This is a genomic window from Methylomonas sp. EFPC3, assembly GCF_029643245.1.
Lineage (GTDB): Bacteria > Pseudomonadota > Gammaproteobacteria > Methylococcales > Methylomonadaceae > Methylomonas > Methylomonas koyamae_B.
On the sequence record NZ_CP116398.1, the window covers coordinates 1,845,803 to 1,860,681 of the forward strand.

At 54.6% G+C, this 14,879-nt stretch carries 13 protein-coding genes; 8 read left to right on the forward strand and 5 right to left on the reverse strand.

What is annotated here, in order from left to right:
- Positions 1–15 precede the first annotated feature (15 nt).
- The gene (pyrC, locus tag PL263_RS08245; protein WP_278212553.1) at positions 16–1,059 is read right to left on the reverse strand and encodes a dihydroorotase; all 1,044 of its coding nucleotides are present in this window, start codon (positions 1,057–1,059) and stop codon (positions 16–18) included.
- A gap of 113 nt (positions 1,060–1,172) precedes the next feature.
- On the opposite strand from pyrC, the gene PL263_RS08250 reads away from it, so the two are divergent.
- The 3 genes from PL263_RS08250 (at position 1,173) to PL263_RS08260 (ending at position 3,813) form a co-directional block, all read left to right on the forward strand.
- Entirely contained in the window at positions 1,173–1,445 is a 273-nt protein-coding gene (locus PL263_RS08250) for an FmdB family zinc ribbon protein (protein ID WP_140912372.1), read from the forward strand.
- A gap of 63 nt (positions 1,446–1,508) precedes the next feature.
- Positions 1,509–3,299 (forward strand): aspartate--tRNA ligase, encoded by a 1,791-nt coding sequence (gene aspS, locus PL263_RS08255; protein ID WP_278212554.1) that lies wholly within the window; start codon positions 1,509–1,511, stop codon positions 3,297–3,299.
- Between the two features lie 247 nt (positions 3,300–3,546).
- Positions 3,547–3,813, forward strand: coding sequence for a hypothetical protein (locus tag PL263_RS08260; RefSeq protein WP_278212555.1), 267 nt, complete (start codon positions 3,547–3,549; stop codon positions 3,811–3,813).
- A 100-nt stretch (positions 3,814–3,913) separates the two neighbouring features.
- Here PL263_RS08260 and epmA read toward each other — a convergent pair whose 3' ends face one another.
- Complete coding sequence (epmA, locus tag PL263_RS08265; RefSeq protein WP_278212556.1) at positions 3,914–4,837, reverse strand: EF-P lysine aminoacylase EpmA; 924 nt, start codon at positions 4,835–4,837, stop codon at positions 3,914–3,916.
- A gap of 56 nt (positions 4,838–4,893) precedes the next feature.
- Entirely contained in the window at positions 4,894–5,463 is a 570-nt protein-coding gene (gene efp, locus PL263_RS08270; RefSeq protein ID WP_140912376.1) for an elongation factor P, read from the reverse strand.
- A gap of 73 nt (positions 5,464–5,536) precedes the next feature.
- Between efp and epmB the strand changes: the two genes are divergently transcribed.
- From epmB to PL263_RS08295, 5 genes are all read left to right on the forward strand, one after another.
- Positions 5,537–6,523, forward strand: a complete 987-nt coding sequence (gene epmB / locus PL263_RS08275; RefSeq protein WP_278212558.1) for an EF-P beta-lysylation protein EpmB — start codon at positions 5,537–5,539, stop codon at positions 6,521–6,523.
- Positions 6,524–6,619: 96 nt separating this feature from the next.
- Entirely contained in the window at positions 6,620–10,630 is a 4,011-nt protein-coding gene (locus PL263_RS08280) for a PAS domain-containing protein (RefSeq protein ID WP_278212560.1), read from the forward strand.
- Positions 10,600–11,523 (forward strand): diguanylate cyclase, encoded by a 924-nt coding sequence (locus PL263_RS08285; RefSeq protein ID WP_140912379.1) that lies wholly within the window; start codon positions 10,600–10,602, stop codon positions 11,521–11,523. The genes PL263_RS08280 and PL263_RS08285 overlap by 31 nt, the downstream gene beginning before the upstream one ends.
- Positions 11,524–11,615: 92 nt before the next feature.
- Positions 11,616–12,341, forward strand: a complete 726-nt coding sequence (locus PL263_RS08290; protein WP_278212561.1) for a sulfite exporter TauE/SafE family protein — start codon at positions 11,616–11,618, stop codon at positions 12,339–12,341.
- A 12-nt stretch (positions 12,342–12,353) separates the two neighbouring features.
- On the forward strand, positions 12,354–13,307 hold the full coding sequence (locus PL263_RS08295; RefSeq protein ID WP_140912381.1) for a sigma-54 dependent transcriptional regulator: 954 nt from the start codon (positions 12,354–12,356) through the stop codon (positions 13,305–13,307).
- Positions 13,308–13,387: 80 nt separating this feature from the next.
- Here PL263_RS08295 and PL263_RS08300 read toward each other — a convergent pair whose 3' ends face one another.
- Both PL263_RS08300 and pdxJ read right to left on the reverse strand, forming a co-directional pair.
- Entirely contained in the window at positions 13,388–14,128 is a 741-nt protein-coding gene (locus tag PL263_RS08300) for a PP2C family serine/threonine-protein phosphatase (protein WP_278212562.1), read from the reverse strand.
- Positions 14,129–14,132: 4 nt separating this feature from the next.
- Positions 14,133–14,876: a pyridoxine 5'-phosphate synthase gene (pdxJ, locus tag PL263_RS08305; protein ID WP_278212563.1), complete on the reverse strand. Its 744-nt coding sequence runs from the start codon at positions 14,874–14,876 to the stop codon at positions 14,133–14,135.
- Between the last annotated feature and the right edge of the window lie 3 nt (positions 14,877–14,879).

Here is a 14,879-nt window from a genome sequence, read left to right on the forward strand (position 1 = left end):
GGTTCAATTGCACCGTTACTGACTCAGCAATCGCCAAGAAACCGATTCTCCGGCCCGCAACGGGGTGATCGCCGTTCCTAAATCAGGATCGGCATATACATCCGGCACCTGCCAGGCCTGCTTGACCAACGTAACCTCACCGCTATTGCGCGGCAATCCGTAGAAATCCGCACCGAAATCGCTGGCAAAGCCCTCCAACTTTTCCAGAGCGCCGGCCGATTCGAAGGCTTCCGCATACAATTCCAACGCCGCGTGCGCACTGAAACAGCCGGCGCAACCGCAGTGGCTTTCTTTCAATGCGGTAAGATGAGGCGCGCTGTCGGTACCGAGAAAAAACTTGGGGTTGCCGCTGGTTGCCGCCTGCAATAAAGCCTGCCGATGATGCTCGCGTTTCAGAATTGGCAAACAGTAAAAATGCGGCCGAATTCCGCCCGCCAACAAGGCATTTCGGTTGTAAAGCAAATGCTGCGGCGTGATGGTTGCACCGACATTGGCCGGCGCCGATTGGACAAATTCCACCGCCTCCTGCGTAGTCACGTGTTCGACAACAATCCGTAGCCGCGGAAAACGACGGATAATTGGACTGAGCTTGGTTTCGAGAAAGATTTTTTCGCGATCGAAAATGTCGTATTCGGCGTCGGTAACCTCGCCGTGAACCAGCAATGGCACCCCATATTTTTCCATCGCTTCAAACAAGGGGTAAGCCGCAACGATATCGGCGACGCCGGCGTCGGAATTGGTCGTCGCACCGGCCGGATACAGCTTGAAGGCATAAACGTGTTCGCAGTCGGCGACGTTTTTTATTTGTTCCGGCGTTGTGTTCCCGGTCAGATACAGCGTCATCAATGGCTGAAACTCAGAGCCTTCAGGCAGCGCATTCAAAATCTCCTGCCGATAAGCCAACGCCTGCTCCACCGTAGTAACCGGCGGCTTCAGATTGGGCATGATGATCGCCCTGGCAAATTGCCTGGCGCTATGACCAATGACCGAGCGCAACATACTTCCGTTTCTGACGTGCAAATGCCAGTCGTCGGGCTGGCGGATGGTCAATTTGTCCATATTCTCCGGGCGTTTTCATTTAAAATGGCGCGATATTCTAGCATTAAGGGCCTTGAAAATTTAAAACCTGGCCTTAGTAAGCGGTTTTTAGAGACTTTTAACTGGAGAAGCAGATGCCTATTTACGAATACCAATGTAACGCTTGCGGGTACGAACACGAGGCCCTGCAAAAACTGGGCGCCGAACCGCTGGTGATTTGCCCCGCCTGTAATGAACCCGAATTGAAAAAGAAAATCTCCGCGGCCGGCTTCAGACTGAAAGGCGGCGGCTGGTACGAAACCGATTTCAAAAGCGGCAACAAGAAAAACGTCGCCGGCGAAAGCAAGACTCCGGAAAAATCCGGCGGTAACAGCGGCGGTTGCGGCGGCAGTTGCGCTTGCCATTAAACTTGCCTGAAACCCTATAAATTCGTACCATCGCCAGCTTTTTGAAATATTCCGAGAGACATTATGCGTAGCCACAAGTGTGGAGAACTGAACACCCAGCATCTGGGACAAACCGTGGCCCTGTGCGGCTGGGTGCACCGCCGCCGCGACCATGGTGGCGTGATTTTTATCGACTTGCGCGACCGCGCCGGCCTGGTGCAAGTAGTGTTCGATCCCGACGCGGCCGAGAGTTTCGCCATTGCCGAGCATGTGCGCAGCGAATACGTGCTGCGCATCGAGGGCATCGTCCGCGACCGGCCTGAAGGCACGCATAATCCGAACATGTCCACCGGCCAGATCGAAGTGCTGGGCAAACACATTGAAGTCTTAAACGAAGCCGAGACCCCGCCGTTCCCGCTGGAAAGCGAGATCGAAGTCAACGAAGAAACCCGCTTGCGCTTCCGTTACATCGACTTACGCCGCACCGCGATGCAGCAAAAAATGAAGGTGCGCCGTGACGTCACCCGAAACCTGCGCCAGTATCTGGACGACCACGAGTTTTTCGAAATCGAAACCCCGTATTTAACTAAAGCCACGCCGGAAGGCGCCCGCGACTACATCGTCCCCAGCCGCACCCACCAAAATTCGTTCTTTGCCTTGCCGCAATCGCCGCAGCTCTACAAACAGTTGCTGATGATCGCCGGCATGGACCGTTACTACCAAGTAGTGCGTTGCTTCCGCGACGAAGACTTGCGCGCCGACCGCCAGCCGGAATTTACCCAGCTCGATATCGAAACCTCGTTCATGAACGAGCAGGAAATCATGGCGGTGATGGAAGAAATGATCCGCCGCCTGTTCAAGGACATCATCGACGTCGATTTGGGCGACCAATTCCCGGTCATGAGCTATGCAGAAGCGATGCGCCGTTTCGGTTCCGACCGCCCCGACCTGCGGATTCCGCTGGAGCTGGTGGACATCGCCGAAGAAATGAAAAACGTCGATTTCAAAGTCTTCTCCGGTCCGGCCAACGATCCCAACGGCCGCGTGGTAGCGATGAAACTGCCGGAAGGCGGCGACTTGAGCCGCAGCGTGATCGACGAGTTGACCAAATTCGTCGGCATCTACGGCGCCAAAGGCCTGGCGTACATCAAGGTCAACGATTTGGCCGCCGGCGTAGACGGCTTGCAATCGCCGATCGTCAAATTTGCGCCAGCCGAAGTTTGGGCCAAGGTCATGGCAAAAGTCGGCGCCCAAAACGGCGATTTGATTTTCTTCGGTGCCGACAAAGCCGGTATCGTTAACGAAGCCATGGGTGCCCTGCGGGTCAAACTGGGCCTGGACCGCAACCTGCTGACCGGCCCGTGGAAACCATTGTGGGTCGTCGATTTCCCGATGTTCGCCTGGGACGACAAAGCCCAACGCTACACCGCGATTCACCATCCGTTTACCGCGCCGAGCTGTTCTGTGGAAGATCTGGTTGCTAATCCGGGCACAGCATTGTCACGGGCTTACGATTTGGTATTGAACGGCACCGAAGTTGGCGGCGGCTCGATCCGGATCAACCGCACCGCGATGCAGCAAACCGTGTTCGATATTCTTGGTATTGGTCACGAAGAGGCCCGCGAGAAATTCGGCTTCCTCTTAGATGCTCTGAAATACGGGGCGCCGCCGCACGGCGGTATTGCTTTCGGCTTGGACCGTCTGGTGATGCTGATGACCGGCGCCGGATCTATCCGCGATGTAATTGCCTTCCCGAAAACCCAAACCGCGGCTTGCCCGCTGTTCAATGCCCCTGCAGTGGTCAGCGAAGAACAACTCAAGGAATTGGGCATCCGGCTACGCAAACCGGCCGGCAAAGAAGAGAAACCAGATTAAGCTCCCGCCAAACAGCAGCAGGCGAACCGTTAGGACGGTCCGCCTGCTCTCCGCATCGCAGCAAACCCACAAGCAGTCAAAAATTGCCTTGACATAAATCAAAAAATACGGCAACACAATCGTTGACTTTTTCCACAGGATTGATAAGTTAATCACGTTATTTTTGTTAAATAACAGATCCGAGTCGCGGATCTTTAACTGACACAGGGATTAGCGTCCCCGGCTCCCGATTGCGGAGGAGGTTGGTATGAACAAAATAACCCCCCATCTGATTCGCGATTTAAACGCCACACTTCCGGAAGGCACCGAATGCTATTTGTGTTCGGCCGTTAGACAAGCGCTCAGCAAATACCGTAGAGGGCGCGAACCGGCGACTTATCTGGCTAAAGAACAGGCGGTTCCGATGCTCTCGACCCGACTGGGCCGTGGCTTGAAACGCTTTTTTGTTAAGGACGTACAAGCGGCGCTCGATAGCATGGATAACCAAAAAAACCATTTGAGCTGGCCTTTCTAAACCGCCGTGCAACTATGCCTGTCTTATACTGATCCGGAACCCATGCCGAATTCCCCCTTCAGCAGAAGGGGGCGTTTTTTCCGGCAACGACAGCTCAACCTCAGGCATTCGCCAACGGAAAAGCCAACACCTCGGCAATCGATTCGCTACCGGTGGCTAACATCAACAACCGATCCAAACCGATCGCCACCCCGCTACAGTCCGGCAAGCCGGAGACTAACGCGTCCAGCAGATAACGGTCTTTGGTAACCGCAGGCAGGCCGTTTTGCTCGCGGTAAGCGATTTCGCGGTTGAACCGCCCTTCCTGCTCGTCCGGATCGGCCAACTCGAAAAATCCGTTACCCAATTCGACACCATTGACAAAAATCTCGAAACGCTCGCAAACCCGCGGATCGTCGACACTGTGCCTGGCCAGCGAAGACTGTATCGCCGGATAGCCGTAAACCAGATACAAAGTGCTGACTGCCATCGCCGGCTGCACCCGGTGGCTGAAAATAAAATCCAACCACAATGCGTGGTCGTTGCCGCACAAGCTAATGGCGTCTTGTAACCCGTGCTCCGCAGCATAGGCAGCGTAAGTCTCGCGCTGGAACACCAACGGGTCCAGGCCCACGCTGCCGAGGAAAAGTTGCCGGTAGGAGATTTGCACCACAGGCATCGGCAAGCCGTCCACTAAGACTAAAGACCGCACCAACTCGGCCGCCTCGGCCATGAGTCGTTGCAGATCGAAACCGACTCTGTACCACTCCAGAATCGTGAACTCCGGATTGTGAAAGCGTCCGGCCTCACCGTTGCGGAAGGCCTTGCAAATCTGGTAGATGCTGCCGCTGCCGGCCGCCAACAGCCGCTTCATCGCAAATTCCGGCGAGGTTTGCAAAAACAGGGTTTGCCGCGTCGGCGGCGCGAGGTAGTCGCTGCTGAAAAAATCCAACTGCGGATCGGTACCGGTGGTCCGGCATAACAGCGGGGTCTCGACTTCCAGAACCTGGCGCTGATCGAAAAAGCGCCTGATTGCGGCGAGCATTTGCGCTCGGCTGCGCAAATGCCCGATAGTGCAAACAGGCCGCCAGGCAGCAGCCACTATTCTTTGACGCGGGAGACGTACTCGCCGGTACGGGTATCGACTTTGATCACTTCTCCGGTTTGCACGAACAGCGGCACCCGCACCACAGCGCCGGTTTCCAATGTCGCCGGCTTGCCGCCGCCGCCGGAGGTATCACCCTTCAAACCGGGATCGGTTTCGGTGATCGCCAATTCGACGAAATTGGGCGGCGTCACCGATAGCGGCGAATCGTTCCACAAAGTCATCGTGCAGATATCCTGTTCTTTCAGCCATTTAATGGCTTCAGACACGGCGTTTTTATCGGCTTGGTATTGCTCGAAGGTGTCCGGCACCATGAAATGCCAGAATTCGCCATCGCTATACAGATATTGCATTTCCTTATCGACGACATCGGCACCTTCCACGGTATCGCCGGATTTGAAAGTGCGCTCGATTACCCGGCCGGTTTTCAGATTGCGGATCCTGACCCGGTTAAAGGCTTGGCCTTTGCCGGGCTTAACGAACTCGTTCTCGATAATCGCGCAAGGGTCGTTATCCAGCATGATCTTCAAACCGCCCTTGAACTCGTTGGTGCTAAAAGTCGCCATTTTTTCCTCGTGAAACAAACAATAAGCGGACGATTATAATGGATAAGATTTTTATTCGGAAACCGGAGCAACTTTGAACACCCCATCCGCCACGTGGCAACAGGCGCTTGCCGATGCATTCGGCAGCGTTGCCGACTTGTGCGCCTATCTGCAACTTTCACCCGCCGATTTAAATTTACCCGAGCAAGCCAGCGCATTTCCGTTACGGGTGCCGCGTGATTTTGCGGCACGCATGCAAGCCGGCAATCCGGATGACCCACTGCTACGCCAAGTGTTGCCGGATCTGGCCGAATTAACCGATTACCCCGGCTACACTGACGACCCGGTCGGCGACTTAAAGGCCGTGGCGGAGACCGGTGTGATTCACAAATACCGGGGTCGAGTGCTATTCATCATGACCGGCGCCTGTGCGGTGCACTGCCGCTACTGTTTTCGCAGAAATTTTCCATACGGAGAATTGCAATTGTCCGGCCGACAATTCGAAAGCGCCCTGACCTATGTCGAGCAACGTCCGGAAATTAGCGAAGTGATTCTGAGCGGTGGCGATCCTTTGCTGCTCAGTGACGCTAAACTCGAACAGCTCATGTGTCGTTTCGCTGAAATCGGCCACATCAAGCGCATCCGCATCCACACCCGCACCCCGGTCGTGCTGCCGGAACGTGTAACCAGCGCATTGCTGCGGACTTTCGCCGCATTGCCGAAACCGGTCGCGATGGTGTTGCACGTCAACCATGCTCAAGAACTCAGCAATTCGGTCAACCAAATCTGTACCGAACTCAAACTTAGCGGCGTGACCCTATTAAATCAAAGTGTGTTATTGAAAGGAATCAACGATGACGGCGAACAACTCCGTGAGCTGAGCGAAAAATTATTCAGCTTTAACATCCTGCCCTACTACTTACATTTGCTGGACCGAGCTCGCGGCGTCGGCCATTTCGAAGTGAGCGAAGCCGAAGCCAAAATACTGCACCAGTACTTGCAAAGGCATTTACCCGGCTATTTGGTACCGCGACTGGTCAAAGAACAGGCAGGAGCAGCCTTTAAAATCCCGATTTGCTAAACACACCAGCAAATTCGGCTTCAGCTAAATTCACATTTACATGGCCGCAGGCTAAGATTTTCGCTTCGAGAACGGTTTTACCCGGGCCAATCCGCCATGACCGACACTTCCACCGAATCATCCGAGCAGATACCGCGGCTGGTGTTGATCGCCGCATGTTTGCTTTTGCTCTGCGATGTAGCGGTAACACTCTACCAGCAGACCAGCGGCCGCGGCTCTTTATCCGATCTAATCAGTTTGCTATTGCCGGGAACTGCCGCGCTATTGCTATTCGGCAACCTACTGCTACACCCGACCCGCGACACATCGCTGGCGGCCCAGGTGCGGCGCAACTACGATGCGCTGAACCATCCGGTCGTGTTGGTCGACAGTGCCGGCCTGATACGCGCTATCAACCGCGCCGCCACATTGGCGACAGGCAAAAACGCCGGGGATTTGCTGAATCAGCCGGTACACGTTTGGTTTCACCCGTGCCAGCTTGCGGAAAGCGAATGCCCTCTGTGCCAACACATCAAAGCCGGTAAAGCCATGCTCGCCGCCGATTTCGCTTTCCCCGGCGACACTTGGCGGGAAATCTCGCTGCAGCGTTTGAGTTCTCGCAACAATAGCGAATTGATCGAATTTCACATCGATATCACACCGCGTAAGCGCGTCGAAGAACAATTGACGCTGGCCATCGACGGCGCCCAACTGGGCTATTGGGATTGGGAGTATCCCACCGGCAAGCATTTGGTCAATCAACGTTGGCTCGACATGCTCGGCCTGAAGCAGGACGAACTCGACAACTACGTCAGCGATTGGGCGAGGCGTTTGCACCCTGACGATAGGGAGCGGGTAAGGACTGTCGTCGCAAAACACATCGAGTCCCGCCGCCCTTATGTCGTCGAATTTCGCATGCGCCACAAACTGGGCCACTGGGTTTGGATTCAAGGGTCCGGAGCCGTAGTCGCACACGATCCGGTAAGCGGCGGCCCCACCCGTTTATGCGGCACCCATCAGGATATCAGCCAACGCAAACAATCCGAGACCAATTTACAGGCCGCTTACCACATTATTAGTCGTAGCGGTGCAGTGGTATTGAAATGGAACAATTCCGAGGGCTTGCCAGTCGAGTTCACCACTGAGAACGCTCGCCAGCTATTCGGCTACAGCGCAGAGCAAATGGTTAACGGCGGCGTGTTTTACACAAACCTGTTACATCCGGACGACTTGGCCGCATTCCAAAGGGAGATTGAAATCGGCGGTGAATCCTTAGAATGCCAGGAAATCGTCCATCAACCTTATCGTATCGTTACCCACGGCGGCGGCATTAAATGGGTGCAAGACCGAAAGATGATCGTCCGCAACGAGCAGGGCCGGATTACCGATTACCAGGGACTGGTCAGCGACGTCACCCAGCAACGTCAGCAAAACAGCGCCATCAGAAACATCATTTCCAGCACGGCGCCGCAGAATGCCGAGTCACTATTGGATAACTTGACCATACTGACCCTGGAAACTCTGGGAGCCGATTACGCATTGGTAGCAGAAGTATTGGATAGCGGCCGCGCCCATAGCCTTTCGCTATGCGCTCACGGCAAAATCGTGCCCAACCGGGAAATTAGCTTATTGGATTCGCCCTGCCGCGAGGTTGCTGCCGGCCGCATCTGCTGCTTCGGCAGCGGCGTCGGCCAAACCTTTCCTAACGCGGGATGGTTGCAAGCGCGACATATCGAGGGCTATCTCGGCATTCCGCTACAGGACAAACAGCAGAACAGTTTCGGCTTCATCGCCGTGTCGTATTGCAAACCGATCCCCGACGCCACATTCGCCACAGACATACTGAAGCTGCTCGCGCTGCAAATCAGCGCAGAATTGGCACGGAGCCGGGCAATCGATGCGTTGCAGGATCAGAAACAACGCTTACTGGATGCGCAAAGTATTTCCCATATCGGCGATTGGCGCTGGCGTTTGTCCGACAATCATTTCAGTTGGTCGGACGAAATGTACCGCATCACCGGGACCGGAAAACCGGATTTTTCCCCGGATTTTTCGGCGATTTTGACCCGACTGGTGCACCCGGAAGACCAAGCTTTTTTCAAATCGGCGATGCAAAATGCCGTCCACGGCCACGTTATCGACTTTCGCCACCGGATCGTATTGAGTAATAAGGAAATCCGTCACGTGCACCAGCGCGGCAAAGCCTTGCGCGATGCCGATAACAAAATCGTCGGCGTGCAAGGCACCATGCAAGACATTACCGACCGCCTGCAGGCCGAACAACGTTTGTTGGAGGCGAAACAGCAGGCGGAACAAGCCACCCGGGTCAAATCGGAATTTTTGGCCAATATGAGCCACGAAATCCGCACGCCGATGAATGCCATCATCGGCCTGGTGGAGCTATGCCTGAACACCGGTATCACCGACAAACAACGCGATTATCTGGAACGGGTCGAAACCGCGTCCCGCTCGCTGATGACCATCATCGACGATATTCTGGATTTCTCGAAAATGGAAGCCGGGAAGATGCACTTGGAATCCACACCCTTCGTACTCGAGGAAATGCTGGATAACGTCTTTTCCACAATGTCAGAACTTAGCGCCCGCAAAGGCTTGGCGCTAATTCGGCCGCCGGCGGACCAAACGCATCTGGCAGTCGTCGGCGATCCACAACGTTTACGGCAAATACTTATCAACTTGATCGGTAACGCTATCAAGTTCACCGAACACGGCGAGATCCGAGTCACGCTAAACGAATTAAGCCGCTCGGCCCAACAGACCTGCATGCAATTCAGCATCAGCGATACCGGCATCGGTATGAACGCCGAAATGCAAGCCAAATTGTTTCAAGCGTTCAGCCAGGGCGATAGCAGCATCACCCGCAACTATGGCGGCACCGGGCTTGGCCTGATCATATCGAAGCAGTTGGTCGAGCAAATGGGCGGAACGATCAGCGTTTCGAGTCGGGAAAACGTCGGCTCCACCTTTACGTTCAGCGTCAAATTGGGTATCAGCAATATGGCTTCGATTCGTCAGGCACAATACCTGCGGAAAAATACCCTGGGCACCGACAAGCTGCATACCATCGCCGGAGCCCGGGTATTGTTAGTCGAGGACAACGAAGTGAATCGAATCGTCGCGATCGAATTGCTCAAGCAAGCCGGTATCGAGGCGGAGGTCGCCGAAAACGGCGAAATAGCCTTGCAGAAATTGCAACAGATGCCGTTCGACTGCGTATTGATGGACGTACAGATGCCGGTCATGGACGGCTATCAGACCACGAAACACTTGCGATCCCTGCCAAGTTGCCAGACATTGCCGGTCATCGCGATGAGCAATGACCGCAATAAGTGCCTGCAAGCGGATATGGACGATTTCGTCAGCAAACCGATATTGCCGGAAACCCTCTACGCGGCCCTGGTGAAATGGATTGCCCCGCGCACCAACACCACGCTCCACATCGCGCCGAAAGACACAATCAACAGCCATATCCCTTACCTTTACGGCATCGATAGCGTCGTCGGTTTACAGCATACGGCCGGAAACCGGGTGGTCTACCGCAAAATCCTACAAAAATTCGCCGAAAACCACGCCGACACGATGGCCGAAATCAATCAGGCGGTTGCCGACAACAATCACGATAAAGTTTACCAATTGGTCCATACTTTAAAAGGCTTGGTCGGCTCACTTGGCGCGCTACAGTTACAAAGCCATTTGGTGCGACTGGAAGAATGCTTGTCGGCCACTCAGTCCAACCCCGGAACCTGGTCGACGATAGAAAACAACATCGCCGCCACTGCGTTGGAAATGACCAAAGTGATCCGCGGCATCAACAGCGCGCTACCGGCCGCCGCCGAACCCGAGGCGAAAAATCAGCCTGTCGCCGCTGGAACTCCGTCAACAATTGGCGTTACTGATCAACAAATTACAAGTCTTCGACTCGGATGCAGATCGGCAAATGGAACAGATCGCCGCCGCGGTCGAAGACGCAAAGCTGGCGGAAGCGTTGGCACCGGTGAAAAAGCAAATCGCCAATTACCAGTTTGTGGAAGCCGCTCAGGCACTGAACCGTTTATTGGATTCTGGAATGTAACATCATGGAAAACCCAAAGGCCCACACCATCCTAGCGGTGGACGACAGTCCGGAAAACCTGGATTTGATCAAAAACATCCTGGAGCCTTACTATCACGTCAAGGTGGCGGTGAACAGCGAACTGGCGATAAAAATCGCGTCCAGCCAACTTCCTGACTTGATTCTGCTGGATATCGTGATGGACGGTACCGATGGCTACCAGACCTGCCTGCAACTCAAATCGCAAGATAAGACCCGCAACATTCCCATCATTTTTTTGACCGCCAAACATACCGAAGAAGACGAGGTCCACGGCTTCCGCATCGGTGGTAACGATTACATCACCAAGCCCTTTTCCCCTTCCATCGTCCTGGCCAGAGTCAAAACCCAAATCCAACTAAAAACCAAATCCGATCTGTTGGAAAAATTGGCGTCGCTGGACGGATTGACGGAACTTCCCAACCGCCGCGCGTTCGATGCAGCGCTGGAACGGCAGTGGAACCAATCCAAGCGTACCGGCATGCCGCTTTCCCTGATGATCGTCGACATTGATTCGTTCAAACAATATAACGACTTTTACGGCCACCCGATGGGGGACGAATGTTTGAAACGGGTAGCCGAAGCATTGCAAGCGATGACCCACCGCCCGGAAGACTTGGTCGCTCGACTCGGCGGCGAGGAATTCGCAATCCTGCTACCCAACACCGACAGTATCGGCGCAATGCTGAGGGCAGAACAGTATCGGGAAACCGTAGAAACCCTGAAAATCCGTCACGTCAAGAACAATCCCTTGGCTTTTGTCACCATCTCCGTCGGCGTTGCCAGCTTACAGGCCCATGCTCACGACCACTCGGCAATTCTACTAAAAGCCGCCGACGACGCGCTTTATCAAGCCAAAAACCAGGGGCGCAACCGGGTTTGCGCCAACAACATTACCGACATTGGTTAAAGGCCCCAGCGCAATCTCGCATCGAGAACAGCGGAAACCCGCTATAATCCGCGCCTATCGCCACCACCGATCGCCGCCAACTCGTTCCGAATATGCACGTTTATCTCGATTTCAACGCTTCGTATTTTGCAGCGTTCCTAATGGGTCTGTTCAGTAGCCTGCATTGTATCGGCATGTGCGGCTCGATCATCGGCACGCTGACATATAGCCTTAAACCCGAGCTGCGTAACGACAAACGGCGTTTGTTCGCAATCGTACTGAATTACAACCTGGGGCGGATTTTCAGCTACGCCCTGGCCGGCGCGTTGGCCGGGGCGATACAGGTGTTTCTAAGCTTGCCGTTCAGCCATGGCCAAGCACATCGGTTGCTGCAACTTTTTTCAGCCGCCGTGATGGCCGGCGCCGGTCTGTACTTGGCCGGCTGGTTTCCACGCTTTGCTTATATCGAAAAAGTGGGCGCTCGCTTTTGGAAATGCATCGAACCTTTGGGCCGACGCCTGATTCCGGTACAGAACCGCACCCAGGCCTTATTGTTCGGTATGGTTTGGGGATGGCTGCCGTGCGGCCTGATCTACACCGCGCTGGCGTTAGCGGCAACTGCCGAAGGGATAGTACACAGTGCAATGACCATGCTAGCTTTCGGGTTAGGTACTTTACCAGCCGTCATGGGAATCGGTATAATGACCTCGTTTCTGACTCGGCTTTCCAGACTGCGCCAATTCAAGCATGCGGTCGGAGCCTTGTTTATCATTTTCGCATTATTGGCAGCCTTTCCTTGGCTAAACCCGATGCGCGTTGAACACATTATGACGTATTGAGAGGTTTTACAGGTGGATAACTTCAATTCGATTATTGGACAGTCTCCAGCCATAGAAGCGCTAATCCGTAGCGCCCGAATTGTCGCCGCGACCGACGTTACCGTCTTGATCAAAGGCGAAACCGGTACCGGCAAAGAGGTACTCGCCACGGCAATACAGAAAGACAGCCCGCGCGCCAACAAACCTTTTATCACGTTGAACTGTGCCGCCCTACCCGAGGGCTTGGTCGAATCGGAGATTTTCGGCCATAAAAAAGGCGCGTTTACCGGCGCAATTTCCGACAAACAGGGATTGTTCCAGGCCGCTGACGGCGGCACGCTGTTCCTGGACGAAATCAACTCATTACCGATCAGCATTCAATCGAAACTGTTACGTTTTCTGGAATCCGGCGAATGCCTGCCGGTCGGCGGTACCAAACCCTATACTGTCAACGTGCGCGTCATTGCGGCCTCCAACGCAGACTTGACCAGATTGATCGAAAACGGCGAGTTTCGCCAAGACTTGTATTTCCGCCTGAATGTCGTCCCTCTGGAAATCCCGTCCTTACATCAGCGTAGCGAAGACATCGAAGAGTTAGCGAAACACTTCTTCGCCCATTTTTCGGCGACGCATTCGCTAGAACCACCAACCTTCAGCAGGCAAGCGTTAAAAACCCTGCGCAACTACAAATGGCCGGGCAACGTGCGCGAACTGCGCAACCTCTGCGAACGACTCAGCATCCTGCTATCCGGCAAAGTCATCGAACCGGAAAACCTGCCGCACGAATTCAGCCGTGGAACGGTAGCCTCCGGCCCAGAATTCACGCTGCCGGAACTGGGTCTGCAATTGGATGCATTGGAAGCGGACATGATTTTACAGGCGCTGACCAGAACCAAAGGCAACCGCAGCAAATCCGCCAGACTGCTGGGCATATCGCGCGATACGCTACTGTATCGGATTCAGAAACACGGTTTAGCCACCCACTGACAAACCGAGGCCGCACATTCAGCGGCCTTTTTTATGCCCCGCAAAAAAGGACTACGGCTAACAATTTCCAATCCGCCGTATTATCGTTTGCGCACCCATTGCACCGTTACATTGTCGCTTTTGCCCTGAGCCCGCAGCACGGCCATTTTCGCCATCTTCTGCAACTCGGGTTTAGCGCTGGCCGGTTGCGACAATTGCAACAATTCGGGCTCTTTGACAAATTCCCAAAAGCCGTCGCTGCATAAAATGAAAGTCTCGCCACTTTTTACCGGCGGACAACTGACAATATCGACAACCGGAGGATATAAGGCGTTAATACTCCGCGTCAATTTATGCTGATCTGGATGCACACCCATTTCCCATTCGCTGATCTTACCTTCGTCGAACAATTGCTGCGGCAGCGAATGATCCTTGGTCCGCCACAACACCCGCTCGGCATTGAGCCGGTAAATGCGCGAATCTCCGCAGTGTGCGGTGATGACCTGCTCAGCGTCCAGATACAATATCGCACAAGTCGTATGCGCATTTAGCGCGACCGGGTCGCCGGCAAACAGCTCGCGCATACCAACCACAGCCTCGGCAATCCAATCCTGCACCGCCGGCGCGCCGCGACTTTGAATAGGTGAGCGATACTTATCCACCAACGCAATCAAACAACGGCAAAAATATTGCGACGCTTTTTCTCCGCCATGGTGCCCGCCCAAACCGTCAGCCACCACAAACAACGCATATTCGTTACATACCCGATGCGCCATACAATCTTGATTGACCTCGCGGTTACCGATCGAGGTCAATTGGTAAAACTCGATTTCTGCCAACATAGCTCTAACCGTGCAAACGCGCCTCTCGCATCACCCGCTTCATATCCCTTACCGCTTGTTCCAACCCGCAAAACAAAGCCTGGGCGATCAAGGCGTGGCCGATATTCAATTCGACGATAGAATCGATCCGGCAAATCGCTTCGACGTTGTGCAGATTTAAACCATGTCCGGCATTGACCTGCAGGCCGGCGGCATGGGCGTATGCCGCTGCGTCGCGAATCCGCTGTAATTCCCTTTCACGCTCCTCGCGGGTTTCGGCATCGGCATAGCGGCCGGTATGTAATTCGACTACCGGAGCCCCGGCAGCCAACGCCGCGTCGATTTGGCGAAAGTCAGGATCGATGAACAACGAGACTTCGATGCCGGCCACGGCCAACTGCAGACAGGCTTGTTTCATTCTGTCGGCAGCGCCGGCCACGTCCAAGCCACCCTCGGTCGTCAATTCCTCGCGACGCTCTGGCACCAAACAGCAAGCCTGCGGCCGCAGTTCACAGGCGATCGCCAGCATCGGCTCGGTCACCGCCATTTCCAGATTCAAGCGGGTATGTAACATCTCCTGCAACAGCCGGATATCCCGGTCCTGAATATGCCGTCTATCCTCCCGCAAATGTGCGGTGATGCCGTCGGCACCGGCTTGCTCCGCCAACAACGCCGCCTGCACCGGTTCAGGGTAACGGGTGCCTCTGGCTTGCCGCAGTGTCGCGACATGATCGATATTGACGCCCAGCAATATAGTTTGTTTTGTCATGTA